The sequence below is a fragment of the bacterium genome (genome assembly GCA_004322275.1).
In the GTDB taxonomy this organism is placed as follows: domain Bacteria; phylum Desulfobacterota; class Deferrisomatia; order Deferrisomatales; family BM512; genus SCTA01.
Map to the genome: position 1 here is coordinate 182,098 of SCTA01000005.1, position 19,249 is coordinate 201,346.

At 55.6% G+C, this 19,249-nt stretch carries 21 protein-coding genes and 2 tRNA genes; 14 read left to right on the top strand and 9 right to left on the bottom strand.

Translation table 11 applies throughout. From position 1 onward, the window contains the following. Positions 1 to 193: 193 nt before the first annotated feature. On the bottom strand, positions 194 to 964 hold the full coding sequence (gene tatC / locus EPN96_01800; protein ID TAL18523.1) for a twin-arginine translocase subunit TatC: 771 nt from the start codon (positions 962 to 964) through the stop codon (positions 194 to 196). Positions 965 to 978: 14 nt separating this feature from the next. Next, positions 979 to 1,413 carry a twin-arginine translocase subunit TatB gene (tatB, locus tag EPN96_01805; GenBank protein TAL18524.1) on the bottom strand — a complete coding sequence of 145 codons (435 nt, stop codon included), beginning with the start codon at positions 1,411 to 1,413 and terminating at the stop codon, positions 979 to 981. A 182-nt stretch (positions 1,414 to 1,595) separates the two neighbouring features. Between tatB and EPN96_01810 the strand changes: the two genes are divergently transcribed. The 10 genes from EPN96_01810 (at position 1,596) to EPN96_01855 (ending at position 9,280) form a co-directional block, all read left to right on the top strand. Beyond that, positions 1,596 to 1,670, top strand: a tRNA-Val gene (locus tag EPN96_01810). Positions 1,671 to 1,791: 121 nt separating this feature from the next. Further along, on the top strand, positions 1,792 to 3,708 hold the full coding sequence (gene thrS / locus EPN96_01815) for a threonine--tRNA ligase (protein ID TAL18525.1): 1,917 nt from the start codon (positions 1,792 to 1,794) through the stop codon (positions 3,706 to 3,708). A 42-nt stretch (positions 3,709 to 3,750) separates the two neighbouring features. Continuing rightward, a complete protein-coding gene (locus EPN96_01820; GenBank protein TAL18526.1) occupies positions 3,751 to 4,302 on the top strand; it encodes a translation initiation factor IF-3 in 552 nt (183 codons plus the stop codon). A 26-nt stretch (positions 4,303 to 4,328) separates the two neighbouring features. After that, positions 4,329 to 4,526, top strand: a complete 198-nt coding sequence (locus tag EPN96_01825; protein TAL18527.1) for a 50S ribosomal protein L35 — start codon at positions 4,329 to 4,331, stop codon at positions 4,524 to 4,526. 124 nt (positions 4,527 to 4,650) lie between these two features. Continuing rightward, complete coding sequence (locus tag EPN96_01830) at positions 4,651 to 5,001, top strand: 50S ribosomal protein L20 (protein ID TAL18528.1); 351 nt, start codon at positions 4,651 to 4,653, stop codon at positions 4,999 to 5,001. A 34-nt stretch (positions 5,002 to 5,035) separates the two neighbouring features. After that, positions 5,036 to 6,055: a phenylalanine--tRNA ligase subunit alpha gene (locus EPN96_01835; protein TAL18529.1), complete on the top strand. Its 1,020-nt coding sequence runs from the start codon at positions 5,036 to 5,038 to the stop codon at positions 6,053 to 6,055. Positions 6,056 to 6,060: 5 nt separating this feature from the next. Further along, positions 6,061 to 8,469: a phenylalanine--tRNA ligase subunit beta gene (locus EPN96_01840; GenBank protein ID TAL18530.1), complete on the top strand. Its 2,409-nt coding sequence runs from the start codon at positions 6,061 to 6,063 to the stop codon at positions 8,467 to 8,469. A 28-nt stretch (positions 8,470 to 8,497) separates the two neighbouring features. After that, positions 8,498 to 8,776: an integration host factor subunit alpha gene (locus EPN96_01845; GenBank protein TAL18531.1), complete on the top strand. Its 279-nt coding sequence runs from the start codon at positions 8,498 to 8,500 to the stop codon at positions 8,774 to 8,776. A gap of 69 nt (positions 8,777 to 8,845) precedes the next feature. Beyond that, entirely contained in the window at positions 8,846 to 9,199 is a 354-nt protein-coding gene (locus EPN96_01850; GenBank protein ID TAL18532.1) for a MerR family transcriptional regulator, read from the top strand. A 4-nt stretch (positions 9,200 to 9,203) separates the two neighbouring features. Further along, positions 9,204 to 9,280, top strand: a tRNA-Pro gene (locus EPN96_01855). Positions 9,281 to 9,625: 345 nt separating this feature from the next. Here EPN96_01855 and EPN96_01860 read toward each other — a convergent pair. The 7 genes from EPN96_01860 to EPN96_01890 all read right to left on the bottom strand — a co-directional run bounded on the left by EPN96_01860 (position 9,626) and on the right by EPN96_01890 (position 15,006). Beyond that, entirely contained in the window at positions 9,626 to 10,150 is a 525-nt protein-coding gene (locus tag EPN96_01860; GenBank protein TAL18533.1) for a hypothetical protein, read from the bottom strand. Between the two features lie 97 nt (positions 10,151 to 10,247). Then, positions 10,248 to 10,706, bottom strand: coding sequence for a hypothetical protein (locus tag EPN96_01865; GenBank protein TAL18534.1), 459 nt, complete (start codon positions 10,704 to 10,706; stop codon positions 10,248 to 10,250). A gap of 423 nt (positions 10,707 to 11,129) precedes the next feature. Further along, positions 11,130 to 11,537, bottom strand: a complete 408-nt coding sequence (locus tag EPN96_01870) for a hypothetical protein (GenBank protein TAL18535.1) — start codon at positions 11,535 to 11,537, stop codon at positions 11,130 to 11,132. A 168-nt stretch (positions 11,538 to 11,705) separates the two neighbouring features. Then, positions 11,706 to 11,927 carry a hypothetical protein gene (locus EPN96_01875; GenBank protein TAL18536.1) on the bottom strand — a complete coding sequence of 74 codons (222 nt, stop codon included), beginning with the start codon at positions 11,925 to 11,927 and terminating at the stop codon, positions 11,706 to 11,708. A gap of 79 nt (positions 11,928 to 12,006) precedes the next feature. Beyond that, complete coding sequence (locus EPN96_01880) at positions 12,007 to 12,840, bottom strand: hypothetical protein (protein TAL18537.1); 834 nt, start codon at positions 12,838 to 12,840, stop codon at positions 12,007 to 12,009. A gap of 55 nt (positions 12,841 to 12,895) precedes the next feature. Then, complete coding sequence (dinD, locus tag EPN96_01885; protein TAL18538.1) at positions 12,896 to 13,756, bottom strand: DNA damage-inducible protein D; 861 nt, start codon at positions 13,754 to 13,756, stop codon at positions 12,896 to 12,898. An 11-nt stretch (positions 13,757 to 13,767) separates the two neighbouring features. Further along, positions 13,768 to 15,006: a site-specific integrase gene (locus EPN96_01890; protein TAL18539.1), complete on the bottom strand. Its 1,239-nt coding sequence runs from the start codon at positions 15,004 to 15,006 to the stop codon at positions 13,768 to 13,770. Positions 15,007 to 15,641: 635 nt separating this feature from the next. Here EPN96_01890 and EPN96_01895 point away from each other — a divergent pair. From EPN96_01895 to EPN96_01910, 4 genes are all read left to right on the top strand, one after another. Continuing rightward, a complete protein-coding gene (locus EPN96_01895; GenBank protein ID TAL18540.1) occupies positions 15,642 to 16,106 on the top strand; it encodes a purine-binding chemotaxis protein CheW in 465 nt (154 codons plus the stop codon). Further along, a complete protein-coding gene (locus EPN96_01900) occupies positions 16,103 to 17,629 on the top strand; it encodes a chemotaxis protein CheR (protein TAL18541.1) in 1,527 nt (508 codons plus the stop codon). The genes EPN96_01895 and EPN96_01900 overlap by 4 nt, the downstream gene beginning before the upstream one ends. Further along, positions 17,626 to 18,171, top strand: coding sequence for a purine-binding chemotaxis protein CheW (locus tag EPN96_01905; protein TAL18542.1), 546 nt, complete (start codon positions 17,626 to 17,628; stop codon positions 18,169 to 18,171). Before EPN96_01900 ends, EPN96_01905 begins: the two co-directional genes overlap by 4 nt. Before the next feature lie 31 nt (positions 18,172 to 18,202). Next, on the top strand, positions 18,203 to 19,249 hold a 1,047-nt coding region (locus EPN96_01910), incomplete at its 3' end, for a methyl-accepting chemotaxis protein (protein TAL18543.1).

Consider the following 19,249-nt stretch of genomic DNA (forward strand, 5'->3'; position numbering starts at 1 on the left):
GCGGGGTCTTAACGGAGCGAAGCGTAGTGGGTGCCCCGTACGGCCCAGCCGGAACGAAGTGGTCGCTCGTTAGAGCGAGCGACGCGTCCGGGCCGATTTCTTGGGCACTTCTTTCTAAAAGAAGTGCCAGGGGGAGTGGGGCAGAGCCCCACAAAGTGTAAACGGGCGGGCCGAGCCCGCCCTACCTATACTGCTATTCTTCTTCAACCTCCTCCTCGACTATCCTCTTCCCGAAAACCCAGGAAACTACGATAGAGAAGAGATAGAGGATGTAGAGGGGCACCCCCATTATCAGCATCGAGAAGGCGTCGGGGGTGGGGGTGAGAAGCGCGGCGGTGATGGTAATGCCGATTATCGCCATCCCGTGCCACTTGATCAGCATTTTGTAGTTTATCAGCCCTACCTTGGAGAGGACGAAGACCAGCACGGGCATCTCGAAGATGCAGCCGAAGGCGAGCATGAAATTGAGGGCGAAACCCAGGTACTTGCCCACCGAGATGCTGGGCTGGATCATGGGCCCGGCTATGGCGAGAAGGAACTTGAGGGCGAAGGGCATCGCTATGAAATAGCAGAAGGCGGCCCCGGCGGTGAAAAAGGCCGTCGAGACGATCACGAAGGGTACGACGTACCTCTTCTCCTTGATCTGGAGGCCGGGAGATATGAAGGACCAGAGCTGGTAGAAGATTACCGGGCAGGCCAGCAACATGCCCCCCCAGAGAGAGACCTTGAGGAGGGTCATGAAACCCTCGGTGACCTCCAGCATCGTTATAACGCCGCCGGGGGGCATCCCCTCCTTGAGCGGCATTATTATGAACTCGAAGAGCTGCTGCGAGTAAGTGTAGGCGACGCAAAAGCCTATTATGACAGCGATGAGCGACTTGACAAGCCTGCTTCTAAGCTCGATCAGGTGGGCGGTAAAGGGAAGTCTCCCCTCGCCCGCGTCTTGGGCCGCCTTCTTCTTCATGGAATTAAAAAAGCTCACGCGGCCCCGTCCTTTCCGGGTCCGGCGGTCTTTGTCTCTTCCCAGCCTTCTCCGGCCCCCTCGGCCATCGTTGCGTCAACGGCGGCGTCTTCGGGCGGTGTCGCCGAATCTTCGGTTTTAACTTCCGCGACGCCCCCCGAAGCGGCCTCCGGCGGATAGCCGAAGGAATCGGCTGTTTCCCCAGCCTCTGCGGAGTCTTCCTTTTTACCCTTTTCCTCTTCCCGCTCCTTGAGGAGCTGGTTTATGTAGGGCGATTCGTCTTTGGGCTGGGCGGATTCGTAGACACCCTTTTGTATGTCGTCGAGGGTCTTGCGGAACTCGGCGTAGCCCTTGCCCATAGCCTTCGCTATCCCCGGAAGCTTCTCGGGGCCGATGACGATCAGCGCGACAACCATGATTACCAGTAATTCAGAAAAACCAAGGCCGAACATGAAAACCTTTCACAACGGGCGAAGAGTGATTACTTCGCGGGGTTATCGAGAATAGTGCTCCCTTTGCCGGGTGTCAAGAATGGTTCTTGACAACCCCTCCGCCATCTTGCTATAGCTATGGGCCTTACTCCCCGGAGGGTTTTTCACGGGGCAAAATTTACATGTACGGCTTCCGAACGCATAGGCGCGTAGCTCAGTGGGAGAGCACCTGCCCGACACGCAGGGGGTCGGCGGTTCAATCCCGCCCGCGCCTACCAACCTCTTTTTAACATGCAGGGTTAGCTCAAGCGTTCCGGCACTCTTAAAGGCGTCGCGTGGCAAGCCCACCGGCGCTTTTTTGTTTTCCTTTCACTGTTACGGGAGGGAGGTTTTTAGAAAATGACGATTCAGATAACGCTTCCCGACGGCAGCAAAAAAGAAGTGGAATCCGGCGCGACGGTTCTGGACGTAGCCCTCTCCATAGGCAAGGGGCTCGCCAAGGCCTCCCTCGCGGCGAAGAGGGACGGGGTTCTCGTCGATCTTTCCACCCCCCTTACCGCCGACTGCTCGCTTGCGATCATAACAAACACCTCGGAAGAGGCCGTCGATATCCTTCGCCACTCCACCTCTCACCTCATGGCGCAGGCGGTGAAAAACCTCTTCGCCCCGGTGAAGGTAGCCATCGGCCCCTCGACGAACGAAGGTTTTTATTACGATTTCGACATGGCGCACCGGCTGACCCCCGACGATCTCCCCCTCATCGAAAAGGAGATGGAGAGACTCGCGAGGGAGAACGGCCCCGTAGAGCGCCTCGTCCTGTCGAGGGAAGAAGCCCTGAAGCTCTTCGGCGAAATGGGCGAGAGCTACAAGGTCGAACTGATAGAGGCTCTGCCCGAGGGCGAGACTATAAGCGCCTACCGCCAGGGGGATTTCGTGGATCTCTGCCGCGGCCCCCACGTCGACCGCACCGGAAAGCTCGGCATCTTCAAGCTTCTCTCCATCGCCGGGGCCTACTGGCGCGGCGACGAGAAGAACGCGATGCTCCAGCGCATCTACGGCACCGCCTTCGCGACGAAAGAAGGACTCGAAAAGCGGCTTAACGCCCTCGAAGAGGCCAAAAAACGCGACCACAGGAAGATCGGCAGGGAACTGGACCTCTTCTCCATCGAGGAAGAGGCGGGTCCCGGCTTCGTAATCTGGCACCCGAGGGGCGCGCTCCTTCGCACCATCATCGAGGACTGGGAGCGCAAAGAGCACCTCCGGCGCGGCTACCATATCGTCATGGGCCCCCAGATACTCCGCAAGGAGCTCTGGGAGAAATCCGGCCACTACGACAACTACCGCGAGAACATGTACTTCACCACCGTGGACGATCAGGAGTACGGCGTAAAGCCGATGAACTGCCTCGCCCACATGATAATCTACAAGTCGCACCTGCGCTCCTACCGCGACCTGCCGCTTCGCTACTTCGAGCTCGGCACGGTACACCGCCACGAGAAGAGCGGCGTCCTCCACGGCCTCACAAGGGTTCGGGGCTTCACCCAGGACGACGCGCACATCCTTTGCACCCCCGAGCAGCTGCAGGACGAGATAACCGCCATACTCGCCTTCGTCAAATCCGCGATGGCGGTCTTCGGTTTCGAGTACGACGTTGAGCTTTCCACACGACCGGAGAAGTCCATCGGGGAGGCCGAAACGTGGGAGCGGGCGACGGCGGCTCTGCGCCACGCGCTCGCGGTGAACAACATAGAATGCGAAACCTGTGAGGGCGAAGGGGCTTTTTACGGCCCCAAGATAGACATCAAGCTCAAGGACTCGCTTGACAGGCAGTGGCAATGTGCTACAATTCAGGCCGATTTCATACTGCCGGAGCGCTTTGATTTGACTTACGTCGCCCCCGACGGGGAGCGGCGAAGGCCCGTCATGCTGCACCGGGTGATTCTCGGCTCCATCGAGAGATTCATCGGGATACTGATAGAGCATTACGCAGGCGCTTTCCCGACCTGGCTCTCTCCCGTGCAGGTTGTCTTGCTCCCGATAACGGACCGCCACGCCCAGTACGCCAGGGAGGTGGAGGCCGTTCTTCGCTCCCGCGACATCAGGGTCGAGCTCGACGGACGAAACGAAAAGCTCGGCTACAAGATTCGCGAGGCCCGCCTCCAGCGCATCCCCTACATGGTGGTCATAGGCGATCAGGAGGTGGAGGCCCGGGCAGTCAGCCCGAGGCTCCGCAGCGGAGAGGAACTGAAACTTGTCCCGCTTGACGAGTTCGTCGAGCGGATTACGAAAGACGCGGAAGTACCCGCGGGCGCATGATCGGCCAAGCCGGTCGTTTGCCTTTTTCCCAGGAGGTGCCACATAGCTGAAGAACCGCGCATTAACAGGATGATTCGCGTCAGGGAAGTGCGGACCATCGGTCCCGACGGAGACCAGCTCGGAATACTTCCCATCGAGAAGGCCCTTGAAATCGCCGAGCAAAGCGATCTGGACCTGGTGGAGGTGGCCCCCCTGGCCCGTCCGCCGGTGTGCAAGATCATGGACTACGGCAAATTCAAATACGGCCTGTCGAAAAAGACCCACGAGGCCAAAAAGCGGCAGACCACGATTCAGCTCAAGGAAGTCAAGATACGTCCCAAGACCGAAGAGCACGACTTCCAGGTCAAGCTGAAAAAAGTCCGCGATTTTCTGGCCGGCGGCAACAAAGTCAAGGTGACCGTGATGTTTCGCGGCCGCGAAGTGACCTTGCCGGAGAGGGGTCTTACGCAGCTTAAAAGAATGATTGAGGTTCTCGGCGAAGAGGCGAAGGTTGAATCCCCAGCCAAGATGGAGGGCCGCAGCATGTACATGATGCTTGCCCCCGGCGCCGTGAAAAAGATAAAAGAACAGGAAAACCCAGAGAGCGAGTCATAACCGCTCCTCGAAAAAAGGAAACGTCCATGCCCAAGATCAAGACGAACAGGGCCGCCGCCAAGCGCTTCAAGTTCACGGCGACGGGCAAAATCAAGCACCGCAAGGCTTTCCGCAGCCATATCCTCGGCAAGAAGGATACCAAGCGCAAGCGCCAGCTTCGCAAGGGGACTTACGTCCACGACACCAACGTGAAGCAGGTCAGAGGTCTTTGCCCCTACCTCTAGGAAGCAAAAACAAAAGGGCTTTTTTACCAGGCTCCGTTTTTTATTAAAGCCTTGTTTCCGGGCTCGCCATGTGCCCCGCTAGACAGGCGTACCGGAGCCGCAGACACCTTTAAGGAGAAAATCCATGGCCAGAGCAAAACCCGCAGTGCCTTCGCACCGCAGAAGAAAAAAGATACTTACCCAGACCAAGGGTTACGTGGGCGGCAGAAGGAAACTCCTTCGCTCCGCCACCGAGGCGCTCCACCGCGCCTGGGCCTACGCCTTCGGCGACCGCAAGAACAGAAAGCGCGAATTCCGCCGCCTCTGGATCGCCCGCATCAGCGCCGCGGCCAAGATCAACAAGTATTCCTACAGTAAGCTCATCGACGGCCTGAAGAAGTCCGGCATCGAACTGAACCGCAAGTCCCTCAGCGAGCTTGCCGTCAGAAGACCCGAGGACTTCGCCCGCATAATCGAGAAGGTCAGGGCCGGCTAGACCGTCAGTTCTCATAGAACCACGGCCAATCGAAATGATTACAGCGCTAACAGCACTTTCGGAGGACGCGCTCGCCGCCGTAAAGGCGGCGGGCGACCTTGCCGAGCTTTCCGAGATCGAGGTCCGTTACCTCGGCCGCAAGGGAGAGCTTACGGCAGCGATGCGCAGTATCTCCTCGGTTCCCCCGGAGGAGCGGCCCAGGGTCGGCCAGTTTCTCAACGAAATACGCCAGAAGATTGAAGCCGAAATTAACGGGCGAAAGTCCGCCATGTCTGGCGAGGCTCGCCTCGCCAGATTCTCCCGCGAGGCCGTTGACGTAACCCGCCCCGGCAGATCCTCCTTCCCCGGCACCCTTCACCCCCTCACCATAGTCGTCCGCGAGATACTGGATATCTTCGGAAGACTTGGCTTCGAGGTGGCCGAAGGGCGCGAGGTGGAGTTGGAGTACTACAACTTCGAGGCGCTCAACATCCCCTCCGACCACCCCGCCAGGGACATGCAGGACACCTTCTACATTTCCCCCGGCACCGTCCTTCGCACCCACACCTCGCCGGTGCAGGTGCGCGTGATGGAAAAGACCCGGCCCCCGGTGCGCATAGTCGCCCCCGGCAAGGTCTACCGCTGCGATTCGGACGTGACCCACTCGCCGATGTTCCATCAGGTCGAGGGGCTTTTGGTTGACGAGGGAATTTCCTTCGCCGACCTGAAGGGCGTCCTTAACGCCTTCGTCCACGAATATTACGGCCCCGCCACCGCCACCCGCTTTCGTCCCAGCTTTTTCCCCTTCACCGAGCCCAGCGCGGAGGTTGACATCGCCTGCGTGCTCTGCAAGGGCAAGGGGTGCCGAGTCTGCAAAAACACCGGCTGGCTGGAGGTCCTCGGCTCGGGCTCGGTGGACCCGGCGGTCTTCGGCTTCGTGGATTACGATCCCGAAAAGATTCAGGGCTTCGCCTTCGGCCTCGGCGTCGAGCGGCTGGCCATGCTGCGGTACGGCCTCGACGACATCCGCCTCTTCTACGAAAACGACATCCGTTTTCTCTCCCATTTCCGGTAAGCGCCATGAGAATCAGTCTTAGATGGCTTAAAGATTACATCGACGTTCCGGAAACCCCCTCCGAACTGGCGCACATGCTCACGATGGCCGGGCTGGAGGCGGGAGCGGTCGAAACCCTCGGAGAGGGCATCGAAGACGTGGTGGTAGCCGAGATACTCGAAAAAGGCCAGCACCCGAACGCCGACAGGCTAAGCCTATGCAAGGTTACCGACGGGCAGGAGACCTACCAGATTGTCTGCGGCGCGACCAACATGTCGGCGGGCGACCGGGTAGCTCTGGCGCGCATCGGCGCAACCCTCCCCGGCAACTTCAAGATCTCCAAGGCCAAGCTTCGCGGCGTCGAATCCTACGGGATGATGTGCTCCGAAAGAGAGCTGGGCCTAAGCGAGGAGTCCTCAGGGCTTCTCATAATGCCTAAAAACGCCCCCCTCGGCGCTCGGGTCATCGACGTTCTCGGCCTTCCCGACACCATAATGGAAGTGGAGATAACGCCGAACCGCCCCGACTGGCTTTCGGTCTTCGGCGTCGCCCGCGAGGTTTCGGCTCTCACCGGCAGAGAGCTTCGCCTTCCGCCCTACGAGGTCGCCGAAGCCAGCGAACCCGCTTCCAAATTCACCTCGGTGGAGATAAAGGCCCCGGAGCTCTGCCACAGGTACGCGGCGCGCCTCATTCGGGGCGTCAAAATCGGCCCCTCTCCCCTGTGGATGCAAAACCGCCTCAAGGCTGCGGGAGTCCGCCCGATTTCAAACGTCGTGGACGTGACCAACTACGTCCTGATGGAGCTGGGCCACCCCCTTCACGCCTTCGACTTTAACCGCCTTCGAGGCAAGCGCATAGTCGTGGACCGCGCGAAGGACGGCGACGCCTTCGTCACCCTCGACGGGCAGAGCCGCCCGGTTGGCGGCGAAAACCTGATGATCTGCGACGGCGAAGGTCCCGTGGCCCTCGCGGGCGTCATGGGCGGTCTCAACTCCGAGGTAGAGGAGACCACCACTGACATACTCCTCGAAAGCGCCTGGTTCCTACCCTCGAACATCCGCCGCACCGCCAAGACCCTCGGCCTTCGCACCGAGGCCTCCTACAGGTTCGAGCGCGGCGCCGACATCGAGGGGCTGATAATAGCCCTTGAGCGCGCCACGCGGCTCATCGTAGAGGTCGCGGGGGGCGAGGCGGCGAAGGGCATCGTAGACAACTACCCACTGCCCCGCGAAAAGAAGATCATTACCCTTCGCGTTCCCAAAATAAAGAGCGCTCTGGGTATTTCGGTCCCTGCGCAGGAAGCCGCCAGGCTTCTTCGCGGCCTCGGGCTGGAGATACTCTCCTTTGGCGAAAACGAGATAAAGGTCGCGGCCCCCTCCTTCCGCGTAGACATCGACCGCGAAATAGACCTCATAGAAGAGGTCGCCAGGGTGATGGGCTACGACAAGATTCCGGCCACCATGCCGCGCGTCACCATAGCTCCCGGCCCCAGGCCGGTGGAACGGATCGTCGCGGAAAAGGCGCGGGACGCGCTCTATTCCTGCGGCCTTCAGGAGGCGATCACCCTCAGCTTCATCGACCCGACGGACGACGAGAGAATCGGCCTTCACCCGGATTCCGAGTTGCGCTGCAAGGTATGCCTGCAAAACCCGCTCGGGCAGGAGACCTCCGTCCTTCGCACCCATCTTCTTCCCGGCCTCCTTCGCGTGGCGAGTCTCAACGCCCGGCGGGGGATGAAGGGGGTCCGCCTCTTCGAGGTCGGAAAGACCTTTCACCCCGTTACGGGCGAATGTCTGCCCGCCGAAAGGATGCGCGCGGCGGGTCTTATGACCGGCAGAAGAGAACCTTTGACTTGGTGGGCCGGAAACGATAGGCTTGATTTCTTCGACGGAAAAGGCGTTGTGGAGAAGGTTCTTATGGGCCTCGGAGGGCCGGATCTGACCTTTGCGCCGACAAGCGGGATACCCTTCCTGCAGCCCGGAAGAGCCGCAGTTTTTTGCGCCGGAGACTTCGAGCTGGGCTGGCTGGGAGAGATAAACCCCGACCTCCTGGATAAGTACGAACTCGCCGCCCCGGTAGTGGCCTTCCAGTTCGATCTGGACACCCTGCTGGATCTGCGCACGGAGGTTTTGGCCTTCGGCGGGCTCGACAAATTTCCCTCCGTCGAAAGGGATATGGCGCTCCTCCTCGACAGGTCCGTAACGACCCGGTCGGTAATCGACGCCGTATATTCACTCAACATAGACCTGGTCAGGTCGGTGGTCCTCTTCGACCTCTACGAAGGGGAGAAGATTCCCGAGGGAAAACAGTCCCTGGCGTTTCGGATAACATACAGATCCAACGAAAGAACCCTGACCGACGAAGAAGTATCACAGGCCCACGAAAAGATAGTGAGCGAAATGTCTGGCCGCTTTAATGCCCGGCTAAGAGATTAAACAGTAAATTTTGCGAAAGGAACGAACGATGACAAAGTCCGACATTGTGGAAGCCGTTTACCAGAACGTTGGGTTCACCAAGAAGCGCGCGGCCGAAGTGGTGAACCTCATCCTCGACACCATGAAGGAAGCTCTCGAAAGCGGAGACAAGGTCAAGATCAGCGGCTTCGGCAATTTCGAGATCCGCATGAAGGAAGCCCGCAAGGGAAGAAATCCCCAGACCGGCGAAGAGATAACCATCTCCGAGCGCCAGGTCCTTACCTTCAAGCCCAGCCAGGTTCTCAAGGATCGCCTCAACAGCAAGTAATACGTAGTTGCTTTTAACAAATGGCGCTGATATATTTCGTCACCGCTTTTCCACATCGGAGCAGACGGTTTGGAAGCACAGACGAGTTCACAAAAGCTGTACTACCGGATAGGCGAGATCTCCGACATCTCGGGGGTCAAACCGCACGTCCTCCGCTACTGGGAGGCGGAATTCGGCTTCCTTTCGCCCCAGAAGAACGAAGGGAATCAGCGGCTCTACTCGGCGAAGGACCTCGAAAAGGTTCTTCTGATAAAAAAGCTCCTCTACGACGAGCGCTACACGATAGCCGGAGCAAAAAAGAAGTTCCGCGAAGCGTGGAAGATCATCTCGAAGGGAGCCGAGCTGCAAAAGGAGCGCGAAAAAGCGCTTCTCGAACTGGAGACGGAGACTCAAACCCTCCGCGCTCTCGTTAACGAAGCATAAAAGTCGGGACGTAGCGCAGTCTGGTAGCGCACCTGAATGGGGTTCAGGGGGCCGGAGGTTCAAATCCTCTCGTCCCGACCAATCAAATCAAGGGGTTAGGCCGCAAAGCCTAACCCCTGTTTTATTGCATATCCATTTCTCCCTACCAACTCCCTACCGGTTTCGATTCATGGAGACCAAAAACTGGCCTTCTTAGGGTTCTATATGGACTCCATTAATTCCGGGTGAGCAACTTTCACCCTTTTTAATCTGCAACTCTTCTCCAACCAAAACCGATCATTTCCCCAAGGATGAAAGCAATACCATTCCCCTTACCCCTATTGCACAAATATTGTGCAGCAGGAGCGTTTACACGGCTCGAATTTGAGACTTCGGGAATCATAAGGGGTAAGAACAAGGGGACTTGGAGAAGTGGGGAGGAACTGGCTATGGTGTTGGAGAAGTGGTTTCGCCGTCTCTGTGCTCAACTTCCCAAGTAAATTTATAGCTCGAAATAATGGATTCAAAATCGCCGCCTTTTTCTATCGGCATACCCAAACTGTTTGCAAATCTTCTCCCTTGGACATCAAGCAAGTCTGGAGGCGTATTTTTTTTCATCCCGTCTTCTAAAAATTGGTAAATCTTAAGCTTTTTTTCTCTTATTACCTCTTCACTGTCGTTAAAAGACCATAATAGAAAACCACCAAGGCAAGCCCCGCACGCTGCCCCTGCTTCCGCGTTAGATGCTAAATCCCGGCCTTCTCTGGGAGGAAGAACAGGCCCTGCTTCGATTTTATAGGGGTTATAGTCCCTACCGTAGTTGTTGTAGATGGTGTTATCAGGAGAGGAACGGTAATGCCCCGGAACGTAAGTACCATCACTGCGGGTATAGCCTTTAACCCAAACAGGGCCAGCAAAACAGATATTTGCGAAAAAAAGGGAAAGAGCCAGAATAAAACAGCCCTTTTTCATATCGCCTCCTTAAAGTTCCCTTTTATCACTCTGAGAGAAAGAGGTCAGATTATTGTTAATGACCTCGATACTCTCTTTCCCTTTATGCCGCAAGCACTTATCCAGTCCATTTTGAAAGTGATTTTAAAAATTCTCTCAATATTTTCCGCTCTTTCTTCCGGCGCTCTTTTGCTTCCCGCGTGTAAAGGCCGTGCCTCAGGGCGTTCTTGTTGCCCTTGGGAGGGCCGGTAGACTTTCCGCCATGAAGACGACACCTTTTCTTGCCCCGGATCGCGGGACTTTTTTCTTCCTTATGGACTCCAAAAATTCCGGGCAAATAATAAATTCGTCGATGAATTTTATTCGCTGCGCCGTTATCAATCGTCAGCTCTCTTCTTTTCACATTTATTGTGCAACCAGAGCGTCTACAAGCTCCAGTTTTGAGACTTGGGAGGAAGGCAAGGCTGGACTTCCCGCCATGTAGAAGACACCTTTTCTTGCCCCTGATCGCGGCAATTTCTCCTCTCCCTATGGACGCCATAAATTCGGGATTTACCGGCTGTAAAATAGTTATCAATCTTTAGCATTTTTTAACATTCCCCCCTTATCCCCATCACTAAAAAACCCGTCTTTAAGTAAGGTTTTATAAGGTTCTGGTTTATCTATTTCTTCCTATTTTAGTTTGGCCCTTTCCAGTGGAAACTTAACAATTTTTAACATTCCCCCCAATGTCAGGTTTTGATAGGTTTTCAAGTTTTCTCAATCTCCCAATATTTAAGCCCTCTCGCCTGTCTGTCTCGCTCCCTGTCAACATCCGTCCAGGTATCCCTTCGGCCTCTTTCAATTTTATCCACATCATTTTTGATAACGGTACGCTTCAGTTTTGAGCATGGTAACGGCCTTTTTGCACTCCACCATTATCAAAATTGATTCGTAAACGTCCCTTTTCCGCCTCTTCACCATTATCAAAACTGAAGACAATATCTAGATATAGCCATACTTAGAGTCTCGACTCATCAAAACGCTTAACCTCCTCAAATTCCGGAGTCCCATACTTTTTCCACCTCTCGGAACGCTTGAAACGGTTCTCGATTTTGCAACTGCCCCTCAATCCGCCGTGTTTGGCGGGAGTTATAAACCCTTTGGCGGTAAGTTCCTTAATCGCCCTGCTGAATGTTGCACTTGACAGCCCATGCCTTTTTGCATCGGCGTAAGTAAAAGGAAAATCAGCACCACCTCTATGCACAACAAAAACACCATCGGCGTAAATCATCGGAGCTAATATTTTTGCCGCGCTTGGGGCCAACTCAGCATATGCCCTTGAATGCAAAAGGTTTTCAGGCATAGCCGCAAAACTGCCCCCGATTGACTTCCCTTTTCCCCTTTTTGCTTTTGAGCTTTTACCCATAACCCACCTCCTGAATTTCAAAGGTGGGATGCACGCGGTTGTGTTCTGCGTTTACGCCATGAGGAGAAAAGAGGTATAATTCTTTTTGCCCATATCCCTTAGGGTGCAATTCTCTTGAAGCCCTCGATGATGACACATCGGGGGCTTCGCCGTTTAGGGGGTTCATGTTCACCCCCTGTTCTTCTGCGATTTGCTCTCCAACCACGCGATAACCGCATCGACCGTGTAGACGGTTTTAGCTCCGATCTTGAAGCGGTTCGCGGGGCCAGTGCCTTGACTGTCAGCATTGGCGATTGTGCCGACTGCGACAGCGCCGCCGGTAAATTTTGGGATTTCGGTTCTGGATACGATTGAGGAGGGCCACTTCTCTTTTAGTTCGGAAAAATTCATCTGCCTTACCTTTCTGGGCGTGTACGCCAGTTTTAATTAGGTAAGACAGACTTTATCTAAAGAAAATGTGCGATAAGCCCTAAGTGACAGATAATCTTAAGGGGTAATAATATTTTCTATAAAAATGTCCCAGAGTGATTTCTTTACCTCTGGAATCCCCTAGTTTCCCGGATATATATTCAATGCCTCCTTCACCTGCAAACATTTCTACTTTTGCTTCAATTGTCCCTTTGGATAAATTCCGGTACTTGACAAACAGAAATTGTGCAAACTCTTCAAATTCATTGTTAATTTTGCTTTTTCTAGATTTCGCGCTTGCTATCCTTGAATTTGTGCCCGAACTCCTCGCCCTCTCAACCTCTTTCGCCACATCCGAAGGGGGCCAATATTCCATGAACATTTTGTGCAATTCAACTAATTCATCGGCCCAACGTCCTATATCTTTGTTACGGTCTTTAAGGTCCAGACAAAACAAAACATATTCCTTACTTTCTAAAAATTCATTCTCATCCCTTTCGCTCAAACTATCAAAAAAATCTGTAAATATTTTCTTACACTCCAATGCTTTGCGATAAATAGCATGAGCGCTGAGGTAGCTTTTCTCTATCGCTTCTAAAGCTTCATATTCCGATCTTCCATTGTCTGAAAAAACGTTTGGCAGCTTTGATAGTTTGGTAGCAGCTTCAAGGTTATTTCTCATTTCCCGAAGTTCGGCTAGCTCCAGACTATTCAGCGGCCCTCTTGGGTTTGTTTCCCTCATTTTCTCGCGGATTTTTTCTTGGTTCTCTTTTATTTTTCGCCAAAGTTCGGCAGATTCTTTTTTTTCTTCTTCAGTTGACTCTATCGCGCGGGGAGTTCTGGCCCTATACCCAAGAAGGTTTGCTAAATGAAGCGACTTCTCTTTCTTGTCCAATTCATCACCTTCCATAAATGTCCGGATAGAAAATCCCCCGCCAGATCGGTTAATATTACTCATTTTCCTCATCTGTATTCGGCAGCTTGCCGGAGGCTTCGATTAATTTTTTCTCCTGCGTTTTGACCCGTCTTTCCAGCTTCTTCAAATCCTCTTCGGCGGGCAATTCTTCGGGCTTTATGCCTCGCCTTACGAGCAAATCCCGCACGTCCTGATTGTTCTGAACATGTTCGCCCGTGATCGCCCGTTCGCCTTTCAGGTCGTCTTTGGCTACGTTGAAATTCGTTATCTCGGTTGCAAGATTCTTGGCGGTAATTGTCACGGTCGGCAAAAAATCGGCGAGCGGACGAGTCGCCGGAACGCCCATCTTGCTTTTCATGGTCTGGGTAGATTTGCCGCCAAACAAAGCGGAATCGCCCTTGCTGCGAATCCTCGCAAAGCCGCCCTCGTCAACGCCGCGCTCATAGATATTGCGCGAAAGCTCCGTTTCCGATTCCGTCAGCTTTTGCCTTGCTCCAAGCCGTTCTTGAAGCAATATGCGCTCCTCGATAAGCTCTTGCTTGCGCGTCTGAATGGCGAAGTAGCTTTGCGCGAAGGCGATTTGCTCTTTGCGCGGGTCGCCGTTTTGGGCCACGAGATAACAGGCGTAGCGGGTAAGCATTATGTCCTGAATTTCTCGTGCCGCTCCTTTGGGAAGCGGTATCATTTTGTTGGCGTCAACGAAATGATCAGACTCCTTTTGTTTCGCGCCCTTACAGGCTTCCTTCGCCTTGTCCACGACGCTTAAAAAGTTGCGCCAATCCGTATACCCCAAAAGCTCCATCAACTCGCGTGCAAGCCAGAATTCTACACCCTCCCTGTTATTGGCCGATTCCTCGAAGTTTTTATGAAGTCTGGTGACTAGGTCTTTATTCATGGATACCTCTTTTAATCTGCATTGTTGACCACTTGGAGCTTCACCGGCTTTGCTTCCAGCTTCCCTTCAAGGCTTCTCGCAACCTCCCTTAAACCATCCGGGGCAAGGTGGCTGTACCTCTGCGTCATTTTGAAGTCTGAATGGCCCATCAACTCTTTTACCGCGTAGAGGTTTTGTCCGTCCTCCACCAGCCATGAAGCGAAGGTGTGGCGCAAGGTGTGGAAACCAACCCTTTGCAGGTGATCCGTTACGCCCTGATTGAAAAGCTCATCCGCTACCCGCCGGTAGACGTTTGATATTCGCCCCACTCTCTCGCCGTTCTCATCCTTGAATACCAGCCCTTTGCCGCTTTGTGCGGCCCTTGGCTCCAATACTTCGCGGATGTGGCTGTTCAGGTAGGCAGCGCGGTTTTTCTTATTCTTTGGGTTGCGTATGGTGATTATCCCGCGCTCAAAATCAACGTCATGCCAAGTCAGTGAGGCAATCTCGCCAAAGCGCATACCTGCGTAAAGAGACAACAGTGCCATATCGTGAGACTGCGGGGAGCGGTTTTTCAGCCCTTCCAGAAGGAGATTTGCTTCATCGGGGGTAAGGTGGCGCATACGCTTGTTGTCAAACTTCGGCGGCCTTACGTTCTTGGATTTGGTGGGGCATGGGGCTGTGACGTATCCGCTACCGGTTGCAAGCGTCCAGACTTGGGAGACTACCGAAAAGGCGTATTTAATTGAGGCGGGAGCCCTACCACCCTTGTGCATGGCGGACTTGATTTTTTGCAGGTCTATCTCGCCTATGTCGGCAAAACGCTTCCCGCCAATGACAGGCTTTATCCAGTGGTTATAGAGGCCGGTTTCCGCCTCTTTTGAGCCCTTGACCTTGTGGCTCTGCAAAGGCCAGTAGTGCGAATCCCAAAACGATGAAAAGGTTATAGCCTTCCGCGCCTCTTCAAGCTCAAGAGCCTTTTTCGATTTCGCCTTGGCGCTCTCCTTCTCCCTCTTCTCTTTAAGCGTCCTCTCGCCCTCGCCGGTTTTGTGGCTTTCCTTAAGCTTGGCTAAAGCTATGGCGGCTTTTCCCTCCGTCATATTATCCTTGGTTGCCCATCCAAGGCCCTCCCACTTCTTCTTTCCGTCCAGCCGGTAGGTGATCTCAAAGTACAAATCCGGCTTGATACCGTTCTTGCGTGTAGGGTGAGGTGTAGCATAAACGCCGGGGTGAGAAGTGCGCTCCCTTTTCGGCCTGTCATTTTTGGGCATTTGTAATTCTCCCTACCAGCTCCCTACCAGAAACGAGTGAAACTGCGGTAGGGAGAGTTAAGCGGTGTGGAGATACAATACCCCTGTAATGCGCTTCTATCAAGGCTTTTGTGAATCTAAGGGAAACTGAATGAAAGCTAAAAAAACTGAATGGGGTTCAGGGGGCCGGAGGTTCAAATCCTCTCGTCCCGACCAATCAAATAAAAAAGGGGTTGCGGTTCATCGCCGTAACCCCTTTTGTTTTGCCCGCCTGACTGCTCCGGTTAATACTCAACAAGCCGCACCGCCTCTTTGCCTGCACAAAAGATACAAGCTCCCTTTCTCGCCGGTTTTCCCTTTCCCACATGCCGAAAAATGTTCCTGCCGTTTGACAAGACGAAAAAACGGGCTTTACTTCAAGTGATTGCGCATTTAGTGGCAGTTTCGCCCGATGTGCGCCGTCACGGGGGAAGGGGGTATTCGCGGCTGGGCCATGCGCCGCGAGGCTTGTTTGCCTGCGGAGGAATCCGGCCAGTTTTCCCTTTGTCCCTTCCCTCAAGGACTGACGAGAGAATTTTCAAGCGGTAATCCACAGGGCGCTTCCCTAAAGCCCGGCGTCGCCGGGGCAAGGAACGCTCCTCAAGGGGATTTTGCCGATGATTCCAGCGACGCGGATTTTAGTATTTTCCATCGATGCGCAGCGATACGGCATTCCTCTCACGCCGGTCCGGAGGGTCGTACGGATGGTGGAGATTACTCCCCTGCCGGGAGAGCCGGAGTTTGTCCGCGGTGTAATCAACGTTCAGGGGGAGATTATGCCGGTGATCGACCTGCGAAAGCGCTTCGGCCTGGCTCCCCGTCCCGTCCGGCTGGGCGACCAGCTCATCATCACCCGTTTTTCCTCCAAATATTTCGCCCTCATGGCCGATGCCGCCGAAGAGGTCCGCGAATGCGAGGGCCGCGAGCTTACCGAGGCTGCCGATATCCTCCCGGGCCTGCCCTTTCTGACCGGGGTGGCGAAACTCCCCGACGGGATGATCCTCATCCACGATCCTGCGAAGCTCCTTTCTTTGGCCGAACATCAGGCGCTCGATGAGGCGGTGGGGCAGGTGGAGCTATGAATCAGACTATTCCGGGCGAAGTGCTTGAAGAGGTCGGCAGGCAGGTGGCCGGTTGTATGGGGCTTCATTTTCCAAGGTCCAAATGGCCCGCTCTCGAACAGGGGCTTGCCTGCGCCGCCAGGGAACTCGGCTTCGGGGGACCCGGCGAGTTCGCGAAGTGGTTCATCTCCGCCCCTCCCTCCAGAGAGACCACCGAAACGGTGGCCAGCCACCTCACCGTGGGGGAGACCTACTTTCTCCGGGAGATGCGCTGTTTCGAGATTCTGGAGCAGGAGATCATTCCGGAGATTCTGAGAAACAGGCGGGGGGGCGAGCAGCGCCTTCGCATATGGAGCGCGGGGTGCGCCACCGGCGAGGAGCCCTATTCCGTCGCCATCATGCTCCACAGGATGAGGGAGGCCCTCAAGGGCTGGGAAGTCTCGATTCTCGCCACCGACATCAACCGGCGGGCGCTGAAAAAGGCGGGAGAAGGCGTCTACACGGAATGGTCTTTCCGCAGTCCCCCCAAGGGGTTTCGTGAACACTACTTCAGCAGGACCGGGAACGGCCTCTACGAACTTTCGCCCCACATTAAAAAGATGGTGAACTTCGCCTGGCTGAATCTGGCGGAAGATATCTACCCTTCCCTTGCAGGCGATACCAATGCGATGGACGTAATTCTTTGCCGCAACGTCCTCATGTACTTCGAGCCGGAACTGGCGAAGCGGGTCGTCGACCGCCTCCGGCTCTGTCTGGTTGACGGAGGGTGGCTCGTGGTCAGCCCCTGCGAAGGTTCCGGGACGCTCTCAGACCGTTTCGCGGCCGTAAATTTCCCCGGCGCGATACTTTACCGGAAGACGGGGTGCGTACCCCAAAAACGGGAGCCGAAGACCCCGGCGCCGGTCACACCTCTTCCGGACCGATGGCCACCCGCACCCCGCGCCGCTCCGGCGCCTCCGCCGAAGGGAAAAAAGCCGCATCCTCCGGCGGCCGTTCCACCGCCTCCCCCCTCCCCCTGCGAGACCGCCCTGTCCCTCTACGAGCAGGGTCTGTACGGGAAAGCAGCTGAAGTCCTTTCCCTTCACCTTTCCAAAAACGGCGGCGACGCCCCGGCGCTTGCCCTCCTTAGCCGCATCCTCGCCAACGAGGGAAAGCTTTCCGAGGCGCTCAAGCTGTCGGGTAAAGCCATCGCCGCCGACAAGATGAGCGCAGGCCTCCACTACCTGAGAGCCGTAATTTTGCAGGAGACGGGAGCGGCCGAAGAAGCCGGGGCCGAGCTGGGGCGGGCTCTGTATCTCGATCAGGAGTTCGTTCTGGCCCACTTTTCCCTTGGCAACCTCGCCCTGCGGCTGGGGAAGGCGAAAGAAGCGCGACGCCATTTCGGCAACGCTCTCCGGCTCCTCCGCAAATACCGCCTTGACGAAATACTCCCGGAATCCGAGGGCATACCGGCGGGGAGGCTTGCGGAGATTATCGAGGCGACCGCCGCCGGGAGCGCTGGCGATAGACAAAAAGGCGCTGAGCAAAAGAGGCTTTCACAATGAAAGAAAACGAAGAGGCCCCTGCGTCCGGCGCAAGGGAGCGGGAGATACTCAGATCAAGAGCGCTTGCGCTCGCGAGGGAAACCCCAAGGGACGAGACCGCCGCCGGGAGCATTGAAATCGTCGAGTTTCTCCTCTCCGGCGAGCGGTACGGCATAGAGTCGGCGTTCACCGGCGAGATCTACCCTTTGAAAGATATGACGCCGCTCCCCTGCGCGCCTCCCTTCGTCATGGGAATCATGAACGTGCGGGGGAAGATTCTTTCGGTGCTCGACATAAGAAAATTCTTCGACATGCCGGAAAAGGGGCTCTCGGACCTCAACAAGGCGATAATCCTTCACGATTCCGTCATGGAGTTCGGAATCCTGGCGGACGCCGTGGTCGGCGTGAGGCTGATTCCCCTCGCCGGTCTGCAGCCTTCGCTCCCTACCCTGACCGATATCCGCGCCGATTACCTCAAGGGCGTGACGAGCGAGCGGCTGGTGGTGCTTGACGGCGAGAAGATCCTCTCGGACCCGAGAATCGTGGTTCACGAGGAGGTTTGAAACGGCTCCTGCAAAAGGAGGAGGGTTTCTCATGCTGCAAAAAATTAGTATCGGGACAAGGCTGCTGCTGGGCTTCGGGCTGGTGGTTCTTTTCCTCTTCGCCGCTGGAATTATGGCGATCCGGCAGATCGAAACGGTACAGGAACTTCACCAGACCTTTTACGAACACCCTTTCACGGTAATCAACTCCCTTCGGGACGCGCAAACACGTATCGCAAAGATGCACCACGACATGGATGAAGCCCTCCTGGCCGATACAGAGCAGAAAAGAGAAAAAATCTTCGCGGCCATAAGAGAAGATGACAGGGCTGCGCTCGAGAAGCTAAGGCTGGTCGAGGAGAGGTTTCTGGGCGATAAACAGCTAGTCAGAGACATAATCCAGGAACTCGAGGCGTGGAAAACAGGCCGCGAAAACGCCATCGAACTTTTCAGAACCGGCAAAAGAGAGCTGGCCGCGGCCCGGCACGAGGAAGCGGTGGCGGGAGTCATCGCAAAAACCGAAGGCGATATGGAACACGTCATTGAATTCGCCATGGGCAAGGCTGCGTTCCTTTCCGAGGAGGCGAACGCGGCGAAAAACAGATCCGTGCGGTTTACCCTTTTGTTTCTTCTGGGGGCGACGGTCCTAGCGGCGGCGACCGCGCTTGGAATCACCCGAAGCATCGTAAAACCACTCGGCAGGGCCGTCGAGGTGGCGGACAAGCTGGCAGTCGGCGATGTTGAAGCCGAAATAGGAGCCGTCTCGGAAGACGAGACCGGCAAGCTGCTCCGGTCGATGGACAAGATGCTGCGACGGTTCAAAAGCATGGCCCAAACCGCGAAACAGATCTCCGCCGGCGACCTTTCCGTCAAAGTCGTCCCCCTTTCAGAGAAGGACGTGATGGGCAACGCCCTCTCGGCGATGGTTGACAGCCTCAGCGAGATGTCCGAATCCGCGAAGCGCATCGCGGCGGGTGATTTATCCGTAAAGATAACTCCGCAGTCGGAGAAGGACGTGATGGGCAACGCCCTCGCGGCGATGGTCTCTTCTCTTCGGGAGATTACCCGGCAGATGATAGACGGGGTAAACACCATCGCC